Origin of the sequence: Streptomyces daghestanicus (assembly GCF_020521275.1) — a bacterium.
In the GTDB taxonomy this organism is placed as follows: domain Bacteria; phylum Actinomycetota; class Actinomycetes; order Streptomycetales; family Streptomycetaceae; genus Streptomyces; species Streptomyces griseoviridis.
This window is the reverse complement of sequence record NZ_BNDX01000016.1, coordinates 1,225,120-1,243,022: the sequence shown is the minus strand read 5'-3', so window position 1 is coordinate 1,243,022 and position 17,903 is coordinate 1,225,120. Positions and strand designations below refer to the sequence as shown.

Sequence of the window (17,903 nt, the reverse complement as noted above, 5' to 3'; positions counted from 1 at the left end):
GAACCGGGGAGGCGCACCGCGCCTCCCCGGTCACAGGTCCACCCGTACGAGTTACGCGTGGGCGCGCACGCCCCGGGCGAGGTCCCCGGCGAGGGCGCGGACGCCCTCGATGCCGGCCGCGTGGTCGGGGGCGTCCAGCATCCGCTTGACGAACGCGGACCCGACGATCACGCCGTCGGCGAAGCGGGCCACCTCGGCGGCCTGGGCCGGGGTGGAGACGCCGAGGCCGACGCAGACCGGGGTGGAGGTGGTGGCGCGGGTGCGCCGGACCAGGTCCTCGGCCTGCGAGCTGACCGTCTCCCGGGTGCCGGTGACGCCCATCAGGGAGGCGGCGTAGACGAAGCCGGTGCCCGCGGCGGTGATCCGGGCGAGCCGTTCGTCCTTGCTGCTGGGGGCGACGACGAAGACGGTGGCCAGACCGTGCTTCTCGGCGTGCTCCTGCCACAGTCCCGACTCCTGCACGGGCAGGTCGGGCAGGATGCACCCGGCGCCGCCCGCCTCCGCGAGTTCGGCGGTGAAGCGCTCGACGCCGTAGCGGTCGACCGGGTTCCAGTACGTCATGACCAGGATCGGCCTGCCGGTGGCCTTGTACGCCTCGCGGACCGTGCGCAGCACGTCGGCGATGCGGACGCCGCCGCGCAGGGCGATGTCGTCGGCGGTCTGGATGACGGGGCCGTCCAGCACCGGGTCGCTGTGCGGCAGGCCGACCTCGACGATGTCGGCGCCGCCGTCGATGGCGGCCTTGACCGCCTCGATGCCGCCGTCCACGGTCGGGAAGCCGGCCGGGAGGTAGGCGATGAGGGCGGCGCGGCCCTCGGACTTCGCCGCGGCGAGGGTGTCGTCCAGCAGACGCAGGTTGCCGCTCACTTGGCGTCCTCCTCGATCTCGGCGGTGCCGGTGGCGTCGTCGGCGACCTCGGCGTCGGTGTCGTAGAGCCCGAAGTAGCGGGCGGCGGTGTCCATGTCCTTGTCGCCGCGGCCGGAGAGGTTGACGACGATCAGCCCGTCCGGGCCCAGTTCCCTGCCGACCTCCAGGGCGCCGGCCAGCGCGTGCGCGGACTCGATGGCCGGGATGATGCCCTCGGTGCGCGACAGCAGGCGCAGGGCCTCCATCGCGGCGGCGTCGGTGACCGCGCGGTACTCGCCGCGGCCGGAGTCCTTGAGGTGGCTGTGCTCGGGGCCGATGCCGGGGTAGTCCAGGCCGGCCGAGATCGAGTACGGCTCGGTGATCTGGCCCTCGTCGTCCTGGAGGACGTAGGAGCGGGAGCCGTGCAGGATGCCGGGCTCGCCGGCGGAGAGGGTGGCGGCGTGCTCGCCGGTCTCGATGCCGTGCCCGGCGGGCTCGCAGCCGATGAGGCGGACGGACGCGTCGGGGATGAAGGCGTGGAAGAGGCCGATGGCGTTGGAGCCGCCGCCGACGCAGGCGATCGCGGCGTCGGGGAGGCGGCCGGCCCGCTCCAGGAGCTGGCGGCGGGCCTCGACGCCGATGACCCGGTGGAAGTCGCGGACCATCGCCGGGAAGGGGTGCGGTCCGGCGACCGTGCCGAAGAGGTAGTGGGTGTGGTCGACGTTGGCGACCCAGTCGCGGAACGCCTCGTTGATGGCGTCCTTCAGGGTGCGGCTGCCGGACTTCACGGCGACGACCTCGGCGCCGAGCATGCGCATCCGGGCGACGTTGAGGGCCTGGCGCCGGGTGTCGACCTCGCCCATGTAGACGGTGCAGTCCAGGCCGAAGAGGGCGCAGGCGGTGGCCGTGGCGACACCGTGCTGGCCCGCGCCGGTCTCGGCGATGACCCGGGTCTTGCCCATGCGCTTGGTGAGCAGGGCCTGGCCGAGCACGTTGTTGATCTTGTGCGAGCCGGTGTGGTTCAGGTCCTCGCGCTTGAGGAAGACGCGGGCGCCGCCGGCGTGCTCGGCGAACCGGGGCACCTCGGTGAGGGCGGAGGGCCGGCCGGTGTAGTGGGCGAGCAGGTCGTCGAGTTCGCGGGCGAACTCGGGGTCGTGCTTGGCCTTGTCGTACTCGACGGCGACCTCGTCGACGGCGGCGACGAGGGCCTCCGGGATGAACTTGCCGCCGAACGCGCCGAAGTAGCCCTCGGCGCTGGGGAGCCGGCCCTCGGGGTCGGGGATGAAGAAGGTGCTGGGCATGCGTGAGCCTCACGGTGAGTGTGTGAAGAAGACACGGATCGCCGTGGGGGCGGGGTGGTCAGGCGCCTGCGGGCCGGTTGCGGCCGGTCGCGCCGATCCCCGCGCCCCTCACGGGGCGCCGAGGCCATCGCATGCCGTTGACCTGGCCGGGCTCGTCACCGATGACGTAGCGCACCCGGCGGCCGTGGACCCGGCGGGCGGGCGCGCGGCAGCCCCGGGGCCGGCAGCCGCGCGCGAGGCGGGCGTACGGGTCCCGGAGGGTCCTCGGGGTGTGCGTGAGGGACATCGGCAGCGAGTTTACCGGGAGGTCAGCTCCGGCCGTGCCGCAGTGCGGGGTGCTCGCCGGCCGCCACCAGGTCGGCCACCGCGGTCTTGGGGTCGCGGCCGGTGACCAGGGACTCGCCGACCAGGACGGCGTCGGCGCCCTCGTTGGCGTAGGCGATGAGGTCGTGCGGGCCGCGGACGCCGGACTCGGCGACCTTGATCAGGCCCTCGGGGATCTCGGGGGCGACCCGCTCGAAGGTGCCGCGGTCGACCTTGAGCGTCTTCAGGTCGCGCGCGTTGACCCCGATGACCCGGGCGCCGGCGTCGACGGCGCGGTCGACCTCGTCCTCGTCGTGGACCTCGACCAGCGGGGTGAGGCCGATGGACTCGGCGCGCTCGATCAGCGACTCCAGGGCGGGCTGGTCCAGGGCGGCGACGATCAGCAGCGCGAGGTCGGCGCCGTAGGCACGGGCCTCCCAGAGCTGGTACGAGGTGACGATGAAGTCCTTGCGCAGGACGGGGATGTCCACCCGGGCGCGGACGGCCTCCAGGTCGGCCAGCGAGCCGCCGAAGCGGCGCTGCTCGGTGAGGACGGAGATGACGGCGGCGCCGCCCGCCTCGTAGTCGGCGGCGAGGGCCGCGGGGTCGGCGATGGCGGCCAGCGCGCCCTTGGAGGGGCTGGAGCGCTTGACCTCGCAGATGACCTTGACACCGTCGCCCTTGAGGGCGGCGGCACCGTCCCGGGCCGCGGGGGCCTTGGCCGCGCGCTCCTTGAGCTCGTCGAGGCTGACCCGCGCCTGCCGCTCCGCGAGGTCGGCACGGACTCCGTCGATGATCTCGTCGAGCACGCTCACCGAGCGGCCCCCTTTCAGACGGTTCGGTTCTCGGTACGACTACGTATTCGATGGTATCCGCCGCGGGGCACGGGACCCGCATCCGGTGGCCGCCGTCCCGTTTACCGGAACGCTCTCGGGCCGATCAAGGGTGGAGCAGGCCACCGAACGGCAGGTTCCGGACAACGGTGAAGACCAGGACGACCGCGCCCAGCGTCCACAGGTGGGCGGGGGCCAGGCCGACGCGGAACGGGCGGCCGCGGGCGGCGCGGACCACCCAGACGGTCCAGAGGGCGGCCAGGGCCGCATAGCCCACGACGGCCAGCGCGTTGGCGTGGAGGGCGGTCAGGAGGTCCCCGTGGACGACGGCGTGGGCGCTGCGCAGGCCACCGCAGCCGGGGCACCAGACGCCGGTGACGCGCAGCAGCGGGCAGACGGGGTAGTGGCCGGGCTCGTTGGGGTCGACGGCGCCGACGTAGGCGAAGGCCCCGGCGACGGCGGCGAGCAGGCCGGCGGGGACGGCCAGCCGGGCTGCGGCCCGGGCGGGCGGGTGCCGCGGGTCGCGGCGGTCGGCTTCGGCGTCCATGGCCGCATTCTGCCCCCTGGGCACGCATGAGGGGCGGTCCCGGCACTCGGGTGCCGGCCGCCCCTCGGCCGAGTCGTCCGCGCGTCGCGCCCGGTCGGGCCGTGCCGTCAGGCCTGGATGTCGGCGGGCCGGCGCTGGCCGGGCTCGGTGGTCTTGTGCACCGGGTGGGTGTCCTTCGGCTGGCCCAGGCCCATCATGCGCATGATCCCGCCGACGACCGCACCGAGGAGGGTGATCGCGATGCCGACCCAGAAGCCCACCGGCTGGGCCGCCACCATGAAGACGCCCGCGACGCAGAACCCGATGAAGGCGATGATGACACCGGTCCAGGCCGCCGGGGTGTGGCCGTGGCTGCTGTCCGACATTGCTGGCTCCTCGTTGCTGTGTACGTGTCCCGAAGGACGTATCACTGTGTACGTGTCTGAGCAGGACGCTCGGGCCCATTCTTCCGCACGCGCGCGAGCGGCGTGCGCTGGGGTGCGCAACGCGGGCCGGGGCGAGGACGTGCATTGCCGGCCGGTGCCGCGTGCCTCCGGGTGCCCCCGGGCACGTGGCCGAACCGCGCGCCGCGCGGGTCAGGCCCCGGTCGGGTCCTCGCCCCGGTCCAGGGCCTTCCACAGCTCCTCGGGGCGCTCGGGGTCGGCGGGCCGGGCGGTGCGGCGGGGGCGGGGGGCGCCGGAGCGCTCGTAGCGGCCGGACATGGCGGGCCAGCGGCGGCCGTAGCGCAGGGCGAGCAGTCCGGCGAGCAGGATCAGCGCGCCGCCGGCCGCCGCGACATAGGGCCAGGCGGTGTGGCCGAGGGCGTCGACGGTGGCCGAGGTGGCACCGGCGGCCTGCGCCGCCTGGTCGTCGAGGGCGGCGCTGTCGGAGGCGCCGGCCAGGGCGGCGGCGATGATGCCGGCGCCGCTCAGCGCGAGCAGCGCGGCGACGGCGACGCGGCCGGCCCGGCGGACGGCGAAGACGGCGACGAGCGCGGCGAGGCCGACTATGGCGAGCGCCGCGGGGACGCCCGTGACGTCGCTGCCCCGGGCGGTCAGGGGGAAGTCGCCGCCGGCCACCGACGCGGTGCCGTGGGACCACTCCTGGCGGGTGGCCAGCAGCGCGACGGCCGCGCCGAGGGCGCCGGACAGCAGCGCGAGGGCGAGGCTCCGGCGGCCGGACCGGGCGGGTCCCGCGGCTTCGGTACGGGGGTGAGGAACAGCAGTCACGTACTCCACTATCGCCTGAACCCCGGGCGGACGGGCACCCGGGGTTCACGTGAGCCTGGTCCTATCCGCCGAGCCGGTTCGCCGTGTGGACCGCGCGGAGCACCGCCGCCGCCTTGTTGCGGCACTCGGTGTCCTCGGCGACCGGGTCGGAGTCGGCGACGACGCCGGCGCCCGCCTGGACGTAGGCGGTGCCGTCGCGCAGCAGGGCGGTGCGGATGGCGATGGCGGTGTCGGAGTCGCCGGCGAAGTCGAGGTAGCCGACGCAGCCGCCGTACAGGCCGCGCCGGGAGGGTTCGAGTTCGTCGATGATCTGGAGGGCGCGCGGCTTGGGGGCGCCGGAGAGGGTGCCGGCCGGGAAGCAGGCGGTGAGGACGTCGAAGGCGGTGCGGCCCGCGGCGACCCGCCCGGTGACGGTCGAGACGATGTGCATGACGTGCGAGTACCGCTCGACGGACATGAAGTCGACGACCTCCACGGAACCGGGTTCGCAGACCCGCCCGAGGTCGTTGCGGCCGAGGTCGACGAGCATGAGGTGCTCGGCGCGCTCCTTGGGGTCGGCGAGGAGTTCCTCGGCGAGGGCCTGGTCCTCCTGCGGGGTGGCGCCGCGCGGCCGGGTCCCGGCGATGGGATGCAGCATCGCCCGGCCGTCCTCGACCTTGACCAGCGCCTCGGGGGACGAGCCGACGACGTCGAAGCCGTCGAAGCGGAAGAGGTACATGTACGGGGACGGGTTGGTGGCCCGCAGCACCCGGTAGACGTCCAGGGCGCTCGCCTCGCACGGTGTCTCGAAGCGCTGGGAGGGGACGACCTGGAAGGCCTCGCCGGCCCGGATGCGCTCCTTGACGTCCTCGACGGCCCGCTGGAAGTCGGGGCCGCCCCAGCGGGCGGTGTACTCGGGCAGTTCGGAGGGCGGGAGCACGGCGGGCGGCTGGGCCACGGCGCGCGACAGGTCGGCCTCCATGGCGTCCAGGCGGGCGACGGCGTCGGCGTACGCCTCGTCGACGCCGGTGTCCCGGTCGTTGTGGTTGATCGCGTTGGCGATCAGCAGGACCGAGCCCTCCCAGTGGTCCATCACGGCCAGGTCGCTGGTCAGGAGCATGGTCAGCTCGGGCAGCTTCAGGTCGTCGCGCTCCCCCGGGCCGACCTTCTCCAGGCGGCGGACGATGTCGTAGCCGAGGTAGCCGACCATGCCGCCGGTGAAGGGCGGCAGGCCCAGGTCCTGGGCGAGGTCGCGGGGGGTGTGCAGGGCCTCGACGGTGGCGCGCAGCGCGGCGAGCGGGTCGCCGTCGACCGGGACGCCGACGGGCGGGGTGCCGAGCCAGTGGGTCCGGCCGTCGCGTTCGGTGAGGGTGGCGGCGCTGCGGACGCCGACGAAGGAGTAGCGGGACCAGGATCTGCCGTTCTCCGCGGACTCCAGCAGGAACGTGCCGGGGCGTTCGGCGGCGAGCTTGCGGTAGAGCGCGACCGGGGTGTCGCCGTCGGCGAGGAGCTTGCGGGTGACCGGGATGACGCGGCGGTCCGCGGCCAGCTTGCGGAAGGTGTCGAGGTCCATGGCCGCAGACCTTACTGATCGCCGGTTACCGCGTCGTTGTCGCCGTCCTTCAGCAGGACGTCGGCGTCGAAACAGGTGCGGTCGCCGGTGTGGCAGGCGGCGCCGACCTGGTCGACCTTGACCAGGACGGTGTCGCCGTCGCAGTCGAGGGCGACGGACTTCACCCACTGGACGTGCCCGGAGGTGTCGCCCTTGACCCAGTACTCCTTGCGGCTGCGCGACCAGTAGGTGCAGCGGCCGGTGGTCAGCGTGCGGCGCAGTGCCTCGTCGTCCATCCAGCCGAGCATGAGCACCTCGCCGGTGTCGTACTGCTGGGCGATGGCGGGCAGGAGGCCGTCGGCGCCGCGCTTGAGGCGGGCGGCGACCTCCGGGTCGAGTGCGCCGGGGGCGCCGGAGGGGCCGGGGGGCGTGCTGGTCATGCCGTCCATTGTGCCGGGTACGGACCCGGTGGCCCGGCGCGGTCCACTGTGCGGACCCCCGGCCCGGCCGTAGGGTGAGGACCATGTCGACTTTCGCCAAGCGTGAACGCCTTCTGCTGGCCGATCTGTTGGAGACCGCGGGGCCGGACGCCCCCACCCTGTGCGAGGGCTGGCGCACCCGGGACCTCGCCGCCCACGTGGTGGTCCGCGAGCACCGGCCGGACGCCATCGGCGGCGCCATGATCAAACCGCTGGCGTCCCGGCTCGACCGGGTGACGCGGGAGTACGCCGCGAAGCCCTACGAGGAGCTGGTCCGGCTGCTGCGCTCGGGGCCGCCGCGGTACTCGCCGTTCGCCCTCAAGCAGCTCGACGAGGTGGCGAACACGGTGGAGTTCTACGTCCACACCGAGGACGTCCGCCGGGCGCAGCCGCAGTGGACGCCGCGGGAGCTGGACCCGGTGTTCCAGGACACCCTGTGGTCCCGGCTGGAGCGCACCGCCCGGATGCTGGGCCGGGGCGTGCCGGCCGGTCTGGTGCTGCGCCGCCCGGACGGGCAGACGGCGGTCGCCCACCGCGGCACGCCGGTGGTGACGGTGACCGGCGAGCCGTCCGAGCTGCTGATGTTCGCCTTCGGGCGGCAGAGCGCGGCGAAGGTGGAACTGGACGGCGACGAGGCGGCGATCGCGCGGGTCCACGAGACGAAGCAGCTCGGTCTCTGAGACCCGTACGGGAGCGCCCTCAGGGGCGCGGGGACCCCGCGGGCGGCCACGACGCGCCCGCAGCCGCCTCGCGACGCGAAGCCCCCCGCCCCTCGGGCGGCGTGACCCCGCACGGCGCGGCGCCCGTCACCGCACGGCGTGCCCCGCCTCCCGCAACGTCTCCTTGACCTCGCCGATCCGCAGGTCACCGAAGTGGAACACCGACGCCGCGAGCACCGCGTCCGCGCCGGCGCCGATGGCCGGCGGGAAGTGGGCGAGCGCGCCCGCGCCGCCGGAGGCGATCACCGGAACGGTCACGTGCTTGCGGACCGCCGCGATCATCTCCAGGTCGTACCCGTCCTTGGTGCCGTCGGCGTCCATGGAGTTCAGCAGGATCTCCCCGGCGCCCAGCTCGGCGGCGCGGTGCGCCCACTCGACCGCGTCGATGCCGGTGCCCTTGCGGCCGCCGTGCGTGGTGACCTCGAAGGAGCCGCCCTCGGTGCGGCGGGCGTCCACGGAGAGCACCAGCACCTGCCGGCCGAACCGCTCGGCGATCTCGCGGATCAGGTCGGGGCGGGCGATCGCGGCGGTGTTGACGCCGACCTTGTCCGCGCCCGCGCGCAGCAGCTTGTCGACGTCCTCGGCGGTGCGCACGCCGCCGCCGACGGTGAGCGGGATGAACACCTGCTCGGCGGTGCGGCGCACCACGTCGTACGTCGTCTCCCGGTTGCCCGACGAGGCGGTGATGTCCAGGAAGGTCAGCTCGTCGGCGCCCTCGGCGTCGTAGACCTTGGCCATCTCGACCGGGTCGCCCGCGTCACGCAGGTTCTGGAAGTTGACGCCCTTGACGACCCGGCCGTTGTCGACGTCCAGGCAGGGGATGACTCGGACCGCCAGGGTCATGAATCCACGGCTCCTCTTACTGTCCTCTGAATGCTTCGAGTTCCACCGACACCAGCACCCGGGAGTCGATGAACCCCTGTACGACCAGCAGGGTCGTGACGGGGCGTACCGCGTCGAACAGCTCCTTGTGGGCCCGGCCCACCGCGTCGACGTCCCGGGAGTGCGCCAGGTACACACGGGTGCGGATCACGGACTCGGCACCGAGCCCGAACTCGCCGACCGCGTCCAGCGCGGTGGCGAAGGCGACCTTGGCCTGTTCGTACGGGTCGCCCTCGCCGTACAGCACATCGCCCTTGAAGGCCGTCGTGCCCGCCACGACGACCCGGTCGCCCGCCGCGACGGCGCGTGCGAAACCGAAGGTCTCTTCCCAGGGATTCCCGCTCTGCACGCGCCGCACGGCTTCCGATGTCATGACGACACAGCCTCCAAGGCCTCTTCCAGGGTGAACGCCTTCGCGTAGAGGGCCTTCCCGACGATCGCGCCCTCGACACCGAGCGGGACCAGCTCGGCGATGGCCCGCAGGTCGTCCAGGGAGGAGACGCCGCCGGAGGCGACGACCGGCCGGTCGGTGGCCGCGCAGACGTTCCTCAGCAGGTCCAGGTTGGGGCCCTGGAGGGTGCCGTCCTTGGCGATGTCGGTGACGACGTACCGGGCGCAGCCCTCCTTGTCCAGGCGGTCCAGCGTCTCGTAGAGGTCGCCGCCGTCCCGGGTCCAGCCCCGGCCGCGCAGGGTGGCGCCGCGTACGTCGAGACCGACGGCGATCCTGTCGCCGTGCTCGGCGATGACCTTGGCGACCCACTCGGGGGTCTCCAGGGCGGCGGTGCCCAGGTTGACGCGGGTGCAGCCGGTGGCGAGGGCGGCGGCGAGGGTGTCGTCGTCGCGGATGCCGCCGGACAGCTCCACCTTGATGTCCATGGCGCCCGCGACCTCGGCGATCAGTGCGCGGTTGTCGCCGGTGCCGAAGGCGGCGTCCAGGTCGACCAGGTGCAGCCACTCGGCGCCCGACCGCTGCCAGGCGAGGGCGGCCTCCAGCGGGGAGCCGTAGGAGGTCTCGGTGCCGGACTCGCCGTGCACGAGGCGGACGGCCTGGCCGTCGCGGACGTCGACGGCGGGGAGGAGTTCGAGCGTGGCCATGTCTCTACAGGGTTCCGATCCAGTTGGTGAGGAGCTGGGCACCGGCGTCGCCGGACTTCTCGGGGTGGAACTGGGTGGCCCACAGGGCGCCGTTCTCCACGGCGGCCACGAAGGGCTCGCCGTGGGTGGACCAGGTGACCTTGGGGGCGGTCAGCGCCGGGTTGTGGGACTCCAGCGTCCAGTCGTGGACGGCGTAGGAGTGGACGAAGTAGAAGCGGGCGTCGGCGTCCAGGCCGGCGAAGAGCTGGGAGCCGTCCGGGGCGTCGACGGTGTTCCAGCCCATGTGCGGGACGACGTCGGCCTGGAGCGGGCCGACCGTGCCGGGCCACTCGTCGAGGCCCTCGGCCTCCACGCCGTGCTCGATGCCCCGCGCGAAGAGGATCTGCATGCCGACGCAGATGCCCATCACCGGGCGCCCGCCGGCCAGGCGCCGGCCGACGATCCAGTCGCCGCGCGCCTCCTTGAGGCCCTTCATGCAGGCGGCGAAGGCGCCGACGCCGGGCACCAGCAGCCCGTCGGCGTTCATGGCGGTGTCGAAGTCGCGGGTGATCTCCACGTCGGCTCCCGCGCGGGCGAGGGCCCGCTCGGCGGAGCGGACGTTGCCGAAGCCGTAGTCGAAGACGACCACTTTCTTCTTGGGGGTGCTCGTCGAGGTGCTCATGGGAGTGCTCATGGGGGTGCTCAATTCCACACGTCCAGTCGCAGGATGCCCGCGAGCAGACACATCGCGGCGCCGATGGAGAGCAGCACGATCAGGCTCTTGGGCATCTGCTGCTTGGCGAAGGAGATGATCCCGCCGAGCAGAAAGAGCCCGACGACGATCAGTACGGTCGAGGTGCCGTTCACAGCGCGCCCTTCGTGCTGGGCAGGATGCCGGCGGCGCGCGGGTCCCGCTCGGAGGCGTACCTGAGCGCACGGGCGAGCGCCTTGAACTGGCACTCCACGATGTGGTGCGCGTTGCGCCCGTAGGGGACGTGGACGTGCAGCGCGACCTGGGCCTGGGCGACGAAGGACTCCAGGATGTGCCGGGTCATGGTGACGTCGTACTCGCCGATCATCGGCGCCATGGTCTCGGGCTCGGTGTGCACGAGGTAGGGGCGGCCGGACAGGTCGACGGTCACCTGGGCGAGGGACTCGTCCAGCGGGACCGTGCAGTTGCCGAAGCGGTAGATCCCCACCTTGTCGCCGAGGGCCTGCCTGAAGGCGGCGCCCAGCGCGAGGGCGGTGTCCTCGATGGTGTGGTGGGAGTCGATGTGCAGGTCGCCCTCGGTCTTCACGGTGAGGTCGAACAGACCGTGCCGGCCGAGCTGGTCAAGCATGTGGTCGTAGAAGCCGACGCCGGTGGCGATGTCGGTCCTGCCGGTGCCGTCGAGGTCGATCTCGACGAGGACCGAGGTCTCCTTGGTCACGCGCTCCACGCGTCCTACGCGGCTCATGCCGTCTGCTCCTTCTTCAGTTCACGTACCGCGTCGAGGAACGCGTCGTTCTCGGCCGGGGTGCCGGCGGTGACCCGCAGCCATCCCGGTACGCCGTTGTCCCGGACCAGGACGCCCCGGTCGAGGATCTGCCGCCAGACCGCGTGGGCGTCGTCGAACCGTCCGAACTGGACGAAGTTCGCGTCCGACTCGGTCACCTCGTAGCCGAGCGCGAGCAGTTCGGAAACCAGCCGGTCCCGCTCGGACTTGAGCTGCTCGACGTACTTCAGCAGCGTGCCGGTGTGCTCCAGGGCGGCCAGCGCGGTCGCCTGGGTGACGGCGGAGAGGTGGTACGGCAGCCGGACGAGCTGGACGGCGTCGACCACGGCCGGGTCGGCGGCGAGGTAGCCCAGGCGCAGCCCGGCCGCGCCGAACGCCTTCGACATGGTGCGCGACACGACGAGGTGCGGGCGGCCGTCGAGCAGCGCCAGCAGCGAGTCGCCGTGGCTGAACTCGATGTACGCCTCGTCCAGGACGACCATCGACGGCTTCGCCGCCTGCGCCGCGTCGTACAGGGCGCGGACGGTCTCCGGCGGGACGGCGGTGCCGGTGGGGTTGTTGGGGGTGGTGATGAAGACCACGTCGGGACGGTGCTCGGCGATGGCCCGCTCGGCCGCCGCGAGGTCGATGGTGAAGTCCTCGTTGCGCGGACCGGAGATCCAGCCGGTGCCGGTGCCGCGCGCGATGAGGCCGTGCATCGAGTACGACGGCTCGAAGCCCAGGGCGGTGCGGCCGGGGCCGCCGAAGGTCTGCAGGAGCTGCTGGATGACCTCGTTGGAACCGTTGGCCGCCCACACGTTCTCCACGCCGACGCGGTGGCCGGTGGTGTCGGTGAGGTACGCGGCGAGCCCGGTGCGCAGCTCGACCGCGTCCCGGTCGGGGTAGCGGTTGAGGTTCCGGGCGGCCTCGCGGACCCGCTCGGCGATGCGGTCGACCAGCTCCTCGGGGAGCGGGTAGGGGTTCTCGTTGGTGTTCAGCCGTACGGGGACGTCCAGCTGGGGCGCGCCGTAGGGGGACTTGCCGCGCAGCTCGTCCCGTACGGGGAGATCGTCGATACGCGGAGTCACTGACCGGGCACCTTCCAGCCGAACCTCGCCTTGATCGCCGCGCCGTGGGCCGGCAGGTCCTCCGCCTCGGCCAGCGTCACCACGTGGTGGGCGACCTCGGCGAGCGCGTCGCGCGTGTAGTCGACGATGTGGATGCCGCGCAGGAAGGACTGCACGGACAGGCCCGAGGAGTGGCAGGCGCAGCCGCCGGTGGGCAGGACGTGGTTGGACCCGGCCGCGTAGTCGCCGAGCGAGACGGGCGCCCAGGGGCCGACGAAGACGGCGCCCGCGTTGCGCACCCGCCCGGCCACCTCGGCGGCGTCGGCGGTCTGGATCTCCAGGTGCTCCGCGCCGTAGGCGTCGACGACCCGGAGGCCCGCATCGATGCCGTCGACGAGAACGATCGCGGACTGCTCGCCCTTGAGCGCGGGGACGATCCGGTCCTCGACGTGCTTGCTGGCGGCGACCTGCGGCTGGAGTTCCCGCTCCACCGCGTCGGCCAGTTCGGCGGAGTCGGTGACCAGGACGGCCGCCGCGAGCGGGTCGTGCTCGGCCTGGCTGATCAGGTCGGCGGCGACGTGCACCGGGTCGGCGCCGGCGTCGGCGAGGACCGCGATCTCGGTCGGGCCGGCCTCGGCGTCGATGCCGATCCTCCCGGTGAAGTAGCGCTTGGCGGCGGCGACCCAGATGTTGCCGGGGCCGGTGACCATGGTGGCGGGCGGGCAGGACTCGGTGCCGTACGCGAACATCGCGACGGCGGTGGCTCCGCCGGCCGCGTACACCTCGTCCACGCCGAGCAGGGCGCAGGCGGCGAGGATGGTCGGGTGCGGCAGGCCGCCGAACTCCGCCTGCGCCGGGGAGGCGAGCGCGATGGAGGGGACGCCGGCCTCCTGCGCGGGCACCGCGTTCATGATCACGGAGGAGGGGTAGACCGAGCGGCCGCCGGGCGCGTACAGGCCCACGCGGTCCACCGGCACCCACTTCTCGGTGACCGTGCCGCCGGGTACGACCTGGGTGGTGTGCGTGGTGCGGCGCTGCTCGCGGTGGACGACGCGGGCGCGGCGGATGGACTCCTCCAGGGCCGCGCGCACGGCCGGGTCCAGTTCGTCCAGGGCGCGGGTGAGCGCCTCGGCGGGCACCCGGACCCGCTCGAGCCGCACGCCGTCGAACCTCTCGGCGAAGTCGATCAGCGCCGCGTCGCCCCGATGGTGCACGTCCTCGCAGATGGGCCGCACCTTCTCCAGGGCGGCCGCGACGTCGAAGTCGGCTCGGGGCAGCAGGTCGCGCAGGGCGGGGCCCTCGGGGAGGGCGTCGCCGCGCAGATCGATTCGGGAGATCACGCGACCAATTCTCTCAGACCCGCGTCGGGCACCGTCCGCGCGTATCACTCACTGATACGGGGCCGAGATGACCGAGCGTGAGTTTTTCCAGTTCTTCGTCACCAAGAGTGTTCAACCCCTGACTCCTTGGGCATGAACGGTTGTACGAGGGGATGTTCCGGACACAGCCGGGGAGGAAGTGACGACCGTGACCCAGAGGGCCGGACTCCGCGCGGCGGAGCTGCCCGACGAGCTGACCGCGGCCGAGGCGGGCATGTGGCAGGCGTTCCGCAACGGCAGCGTGTACGACCTGAGCAGCGGCGACGCCGCTGCCGACGATCCGTCCGGCGGGCTGCCGTGGGGACCCGAGCGGTCCGTGCGGGCCCGCGTGGTGTGCTGGCTGCTGCTGGACGGGCCGCCCGCGCTCGCGGGCCGGGTGTCCTCGCTGAAGCTGGTCGGGGTGCGGATCACCGGCGTGCTCGACCTGGCGGGCGGGACCGTGGCGCCCTACGTCGAGCTGCGCCGCTGCCGGTTCGATCGGGAGGTGCTGCTGCCGGAGGCGCGCTTCACCACCCTGCGGCTGGTGGACTGCTGGGTGCCCCGGCTGGAGGCGGCCCGGCTGCAGACCGAGGGTGACCTGCACCTGCCGCGCTGCCGCTTCCCGGGCGGGGTGCGGCTGACCGACGCGCGGATAGGCACCGACCTGCTGCTCAGCCAGGCGGTGGTGCACCGCGACCGCAGCGGCCGGTCCATCGCCGGGGACGGCCTGTCCGTCGGCCAGGACCTCCAGGCGGAGATGCTGGAGTCGTGCGGTGAACTGAGCCTGCGCGGCGCCCAGATCGGAGTGTCGCTGAGCCTGCGGGGCGCCCGGCTCTCCAACCCGGGCGGCCGCTGGGCGCTGAACGCGCCGCAGCTGACCGTCGAGCGCACCCTGTACCTGACCCCGGCGGGTGTCGGCGGACCGCAGCTCATGGGCACGACTCCGGTGGAGGGCACCCGCATCCAGCCTTTCGAGAGCCAGGGCGGGATACGGCTGGACGACGGCCGCTTCGGCGACGCCCTCGACCTCGAGCAGGCCCGGTTCGCCCTCACCGAGAACCAGGACCTGTCGCTGCGCCGGGTGCAGACGCCCGAGCTGCGCTTCCTCGGGGAGCGGCCCGCGCGGGGCCGGGTGGCGCTGTCCGGGGCACGGATCGTCAACCTGATGGACCGCGCCGACAGCTGGCCGGGCCCGGGCCGGCTGCACATGGGCGGCTTCACCTACGAGAACATCGTGCCGCGCGGCCCGTTCCCGCTGGCCGACCGGCTCCGGTGGCTGTCCGCCGCGACCGCCGAGTACAGCCCGGAGCCGTACGAGCTGCTGGCGGCCGTGCTGAAGGCGGGGGGCGCGGAGGAGGAGGCCCGCGAGGTGCTGCTCGCCAAGCAGCGCCGCCGCCGGGAGAGCCTGCCCCTCGGCACCAAGCTCTGGGGGTACCTCCAGGACCTGACGGTGGGCTACGGCTACCGGCCGGGCCGGGCGGCGGTGTGGCTGGCGCTGCTGTGGGCGGCCGGTTCGCTGGCGTTCACCTACTCCGACCTGCCGCCCCTCAAGAGCGGCGAGCATCCGGCGTGGAACCCCTGGCTGCTCGCGCTGGACCTGCTGCTGCCCATCGTCGACCTGGGGCAGGTGAGCTTCTGGCGGCTGGCCGGCGCCTGGCAGTGGCTGGCGGCGGCGCTGGTCCTGCTGGGCTGGGTGCTGGCGACGACGGTGGCGGCGGGGGCGACCCGCACCCTGCGGCGGAACTGACCTCCCGCACCCCCGCCGCGCCCCGGCTGCGGATCTTCGCCCGAACCCGACAGAACGCGAGGAATCTTCACCTTTTACTCTCCCTTTACCGACGTCTCTACAACTTTCCAGAGGTTCGGTGAACCCTCTGGCGCCGTGCCGACCAGCGGTCCTTCAATGGTCGACACCATGGCCCGTCTACGCGCGTTCCTCCCCACGCCCCGGCTGCGCGGCGCCTCCCGCCGCCCGGCCGCCGGTGCCCTCGCGGGCGCCTTCGCCGGCTCCCCGGCCGGCGAGGAGGTGCTCCTCGACGCGCCCGACGACCGCCTGGCCCCCGCCCTGGTCGCCGCGGCGCACGGCGCGCACGGGCCCGCCGCCGCGCTGCTGGCCGGCACCCGCGACCGGGCCGACTGGGACCACCGCGACCGGTATGTGTCCCGGCTGGCCGCCTTCGCCCGCTCCCGCCCCGAGTGGCTGCGGTCCTGGCACGCCGCCGCCCCCGACGACCCGGACGGCCGGCTGGTCGCGGTCCGGCTGGCGGTGGACCGGTGCTGGGAGTCGCCGGACCGCGCCGGGCTGCTGCGCGAGATCGCGCCGATGGTCGCCGACACCGCCGAGCGCGGCGGCGACGACCCGGTGCCCTGGCGGGTCGCGCTGGACTCGGCGCGCGGACGGGGCGCCGGGCACGCCGAGTTCGAGCGGCTGTGGGCCGAGGCGGTCCGCCGCTGCCCGCACCACTACGGCTGCCATGTCGCGGCCCTCGCCTACCTGGCCGCCGCCTCCCCCGGCGCCCACCGCGAGTGCCTGGACTTCGCCGAGACCGCCGCCCGGGACGCTCCCGAGGGCTCACCGCTGCGGGAGCTGCCGCTGCGGGCCGCCTTCCGCTGCCTGACCGAGGGCGGGGCGGGCGCGGTGGAACCGGCGCGGCTGGAGACGGCGGCCGATCTGGCCCTCGCGCTGTCGGCGGCCCAGCCGGCCGCCGACCCGTGGCCGGCGGAGCTGCGCAACCTGCTCGTCTATGTCCTGGTCCGGCTGGAGCGCTGGTCGGACGCCCTGGAGCAGCTCCGGCTGACCGGCCCGTACGCGACCTCCTTCCCGTGGGACCGGGAGGCGGACGACGCGCTCGGCCGCTTCCTCCAGGTGCGCGAGGGCGTCCGCGCGGCGGTGGCGGACCGGACCCCGGCGGCGGGTTGCGGCGGGCGCGGGTCCCCCGCCGGTCCCGGAGCGCATTAGGCTTCCCTTTCGTGACCACCGTCCGGCTTCCGCTCTTCCCCCTGAACTCGGTGCTGTTCCCGGGGCTGGTGCTTCCGCTCAACGTCTTCGAGGAGCGCTACCGCGCCATGATGCGCGAGCTGCTGAAGACCCCCGAGGAGGAGCCGCGCCGGTTCGCCGTCATGGCGATCCGGGACGGCCACGAGGTGGCGCCCAGCCTGCCGGGGCTGCCCGATCCGACCGCCGAGCCCGAGCGCGGGGCCGCGGCCGGGTTCGGCACCGACCCGGCCAAGGCGCTGCACAAGGTGGGCTGTGTCGCGGACGCCGCGACGATCCGGGAGCGTCCCGACGGCACCTTCGAGGTGCTGGCGACCGGCACGACCCGGGTGCGGCTGCTCTCCGTGGACGCCTCGGGCCCGTTCCTCACGGGCGAGCTGGAGTACCTGGAGGAGGAGCCCGGCGACGAGGCGGGCGCGCTGGCCGAGGGGGTGCTGCGGGCGTTCCGGCAGTACCAGAAGCGGCTGGCCGGGGCGCGGGAGCGGACGCTGACCACCGGCGCCGAGCTGCCGGACGAGCCGGGCGTGGTGTCGTACCTGGTGGCCGCCGCGATGATGCTGGACACCCCGACCAAGCAGCGGCTGCTCCAGGCGCCCGACACCGCCTCCCGCCTCCGGGACGAGCTGAAACTCCTTCGCACCGAGACGGCCGTCATCCGTACGCTGCCCTCGTTGCCCGCGGCGGATCTGACGCGGGCCCCGACCAGTCTCAACTGATCACGCGACCGAGGTACCTGCCGACGATGGCGAAGAAGGCGAAGAAGCAGCAGCCGGGGGGCACACCGGCGACGGTGGCCCTGACGGCGGCGGGGGTGGAGTACACGGTCCACTCCTACGACCACGACCCCGCGCACCCGTCCTACGGCGAGGAGGCCGCCGAGGCGATGGGCGTCTCACCGGACCGCGTCTTCAAGACGCTGGTGGCGGACGTCGACGGCAGGCTGACGGTCGCGGTGGTCCCGGTCGCGGGCAAGCTGGACCTCAAGGCGCTGGCGGCGGCGGTCGGCGGGAAGCGCGCCACGATGGCCGACCCGGCGCTCGCCGAGCGCACCACGGGGTACGTCCGGGGCGGCATCTCCCCGCTGGGCCAGCGCAAGCGGCTCCCCACCGTGCTCGACGACTCGGCGCCGTCGCACCCGACGATCTGCGTCTCGGCGGGCCGGCGCGGCCTGGAGATCGAGCTGTCCCCCACCGACCTGGCCCACCTCACCGAAGCGGTCCTGGCCCCGGTCGGCCGCGCCTGAGGAAACCGGCGCCGGCGACCGTGCCCCCGGGGGCGCGGGGAA

At 73.8% G+C, this 17,903-nt stretch carries 22 protein-coding genes; 5 read left to right on the top strand and 17 right to left on the bottom strand.

Features of this window, described 5'->3' with window-relative positions; all coding sequences use genetic code 11:
• Positions 1–51: 51 nt before the first annotated feature.
• From trpA to hisI, 9 genes are all read right to left on the bottom strand, one after another.
• Positions 52–867 carry a tryptophan synthase subunit alpha gene (gene trpA / locus Sdagh_RS32290; protein ID WP_189413739.1) on the bottom strand — a complete coding sequence of 272 codons (816 nt, stop codon included), beginning with the start codon at positions 865–867 and terminating at the stop codon, positions 52–54.
• Complete coding sequence (trpB, locus tag Sdagh_RS32285) at positions 864–2,147, bottom strand: tryptophan synthase subunit beta (protein ID WP_189413737.1); 1,284 nt, start codon at positions 2,145–2,147, stop codon at positions 864–866. Before trpB ends, trpA begins: the two co-directional genes overlap by 4 nt.
• A 58-nt stretch (positions 2,148–2,205) precedes the next feature.
• Entirely contained in the window at positions 2,206–2,433 is a 228-nt protein-coding gene (gene trpM / locus Sdagh_RS32280) for a tryptophan biosynthesis modulator TrpM (RefSeq protein ID WP_189413735.1), read from the bottom strand.
• Positions 2,434–2,455: 22 nt separating this feature from the next.
• A complete protein-coding gene (gene trpC / locus Sdagh_RS32275) occupies positions 2,456–3,265 on the bottom strand; it encodes an indole-3-glycerol phosphate synthase TrpC (protein ID WP_189413733.1) in 810 nt (269 codons plus the stop codon).
• A gap of 124 nt (positions 3,266–3,389) precedes the next feature.
• Positions 3,390–3,830, bottom strand: a complete 441-nt coding sequence (locus Sdagh_RS32270) for a DUF2752 domain-containing protein (RefSeq protein WP_189413732.1) — start codon at positions 3,828–3,830, stop codon at positions 3,390–3,392.
• A 107-nt stretch (positions 3,831–3,937) separates the two neighbouring features.
• On the bottom strand, positions 3,938–4,195 hold the full coding sequence (locus Sdagh_RS32265; protein ID WP_189413730.1) for an HGxxPAAW family protein: 258 nt from the start codon (positions 4,193–4,195) through the stop codon (positions 3,938–3,940).
• 210 nt (positions 4,196–4,405) lie between these two features.
• Positions 4,406–5,047 carry a TIGR02234 family membrane protein gene (locus tag Sdagh_RS32260; protein WP_189413729.1) on the bottom strand — a complete coding sequence of 214 codons (642 nt, stop codon included), beginning with the start codon at positions 5,045–5,047 and terminating at the stop codon, positions 4,406–4,408.
• Positions 5,048–5,099: 52 nt separating this feature from the next.
• Positions 5,100–6,590: an anthranilate synthase component I gene (locus Sdagh_RS32255; protein ID WP_189413727.1), complete on the bottom strand. Its 1,491-nt coding sequence runs from the start codon at positions 6,588–6,590 to the stop codon at positions 5,100–5,102.
• Positions 6,591–6,601: 11 nt separating this feature from the next.
• Positions 6,602–7,009 (bottom strand): phosphoribosyl-AMP cyclohydrolase, encoded by a 408-nt coding sequence (gene hisI, locus Sdagh_RS32250; RefSeq protein WP_189413725.1) that lies wholly within the window; start codon positions 7,007–7,009, stop codon positions 6,602–6,604.
• Positions 7,010–7,092: 83 nt separating this feature from the next.
• On the opposite strand from hisI, the gene Sdagh_RS32245 reads away from it, so the two are divergent.
• Positions 7,093–7,728 carry a TIGR03085 family metal-binding protein gene (locus tag Sdagh_RS32245; protein ID WP_189413723.1) on the top strand — a complete coding sequence of 212 codons (636 nt, stop codon included), beginning with the start codon at positions 7,093–7,095 and terminating at the stop codon, positions 7,726–7,728.
• A gap of 126 nt (positions 7,729–7,854) precedes the next feature.
• Here Sdagh_RS32245 and hisF read toward each other — a convergent pair whose 3' ends face one another.
• Genes hisF through hisD form a run of 8 tightly spaced genes read right to left on the bottom strand, consistent with a single transcriptional unit; the run spans position 7,855 to position 13,605 of the window.
• On the bottom strand, positions 7,855–8,610 hold the full coding sequence (gene hisF, locus Sdagh_RS32240) for an imidazole glycerol phosphate synthase subunit HisF (protein ID WP_189413721.1): 756 nt from the start codon (positions 8,608–8,610) through the stop codon (positions 7,855–7,857).
• A gap of 16 nt (positions 8,611–8,626) precedes the next feature.
• Positions 8,627–9,022, bottom strand: a complete 396-nt coding sequence (locus Sdagh_RS32235; protein WP_189413719.1) for a RidA family protein — start codon at positions 9,020–9,022, stop codon at positions 8,627–8,629.
• The gene (gene priA, locus Sdagh_RS32230; protein ID WP_190077352.1) at positions 9,019–9,744 is read right to left on the bottom strand and encodes a bifunctional 1-(5-phosphoribosyl)-5-((5-phosphoribosylamino)methylideneamino)imidazole-4-carboxamide isomerase/phosphoribosylanthranilate isomerase PriA; all 726 of its coding nucleotides are present in this window, start codon (positions 9,742–9,744) and stop codon (positions 9,019–9,021) included. The genes Sdagh_RS32235 and priA overlap by 4 nt, the downstream gene beginning before the upstream one ends.
• 4 nt (positions 9,745–9,748) lie before the next feature.
• Positions 9,749–10,405, bottom strand: a complete 657-nt coding sequence (gene hisH, locus Sdagh_RS32225) for an imidazole glycerol phosphate synthase subunit HisH (protein WP_189413828.1) — start codon at positions 10,403–10,405, stop codon at positions 9,749–9,751.
• Between the two features lie 20 nt (positions 10,406–10,425).
• The gene (locus Sdagh_RS32220) at positions 10,426–10,590 is read right to left on the bottom strand and encodes a CG2302 family histidine operon protein (RefSeq protein ID WP_189413716.1); all 165 of its coding nucleotides are present in this window, start codon (positions 10,588–10,590) and stop codon (positions 10,426–10,428) included.
• Positions 10,587–11,180: an imidazoleglycerol-phosphate dehydratase HisB gene (gene hisB / locus Sdagh_RS32215; RefSeq protein ID WP_189413715.1), complete on the bottom strand. Its 594-nt coding sequence runs from the start codon at positions 11,178–11,180 to the stop codon at positions 10,587–10,589. The genes Sdagh_RS32220 and hisB overlap by 4 nt, the downstream gene beginning before the upstream one ends.
• Entirely contained in the window at positions 11,177–12,286 is a 1,110-nt protein-coding gene (locus Sdagh_RS32210) for a histidinol-phosphate transaminase (RefSeq protein ID WP_189413713.1), read from the bottom strand. Before Sdagh_RS32210 ends, hisB begins: the two co-directional genes overlap by 4 nt.
• Entirely contained in the window at positions 12,283–13,605 is a 1,323-nt protein-coding gene (gene hisD, locus Sdagh_RS32205; RefSeq protein WP_190077353.1) for a histidinol dehydrogenase, read from the bottom strand. The genes Sdagh_RS32210 and hisD overlap by 4 nt, the downstream gene beginning before the upstream one ends.
• 187 nt (positions 13,606–13,792) lie before the next feature.
• On the opposite strand from hisD, the gene Sdagh_RS32200 reads away from it, so the two are divergent.
• The 4 genes from Sdagh_RS32200 to ybaK all read left to right on the top strand — a co-directional run bounded on the left by Sdagh_RS32200 (position 13,793) and on the right by ybaK (position 17,861).
• Positions 13,793–15,370 carry an oxidoreductase gene (locus Sdagh_RS32200; RefSeq protein ID WP_190077354.1) on the top strand — a complete coding sequence of 526 codons (1,578 nt, stop codon included), beginning with the start codon at positions 13,793–13,795 and terminating at the stop codon, positions 15,368–15,370.
• Positions 15,371–15,538: 168 nt separating this feature from the next.
• Positions 15,539–16,582 (top strand): hypothetical protein, encoded by a 1,044-nt coding sequence (locus Sdagh_RS32195; RefSeq protein ID WP_372478486.1) that lies wholly within the window; start codon positions 15,539–15,541, stop codon positions 16,580–16,582.
• An 11-nt stretch (positions 16,583–16,593) separates the two neighbouring features.
• Positions 16,594–17,334 (top strand): LON peptidase substrate-binding domain-containing protein, encoded by a 741-nt coding sequence (locus tag Sdagh_RS32190; protein ID WP_189413707.1) that lies wholly within the window; start codon positions 16,594–16,596, stop codon positions 17,332–17,334.
• 26 nt (positions 17,335–17,360) lie between these two features.
• Positions 17,361–17,861, top strand: coding sequence for a Cys-tRNA(Pro) deacylase (ybaK, locus tag Sdagh_RS32185; RefSeq protein WP_190008191.1), 501 nt, complete (start codon positions 17,361–17,363; stop codon positions 17,859–17,861).
• Positions 17,862–17,903 lie beyond the last annotated feature (42 nt).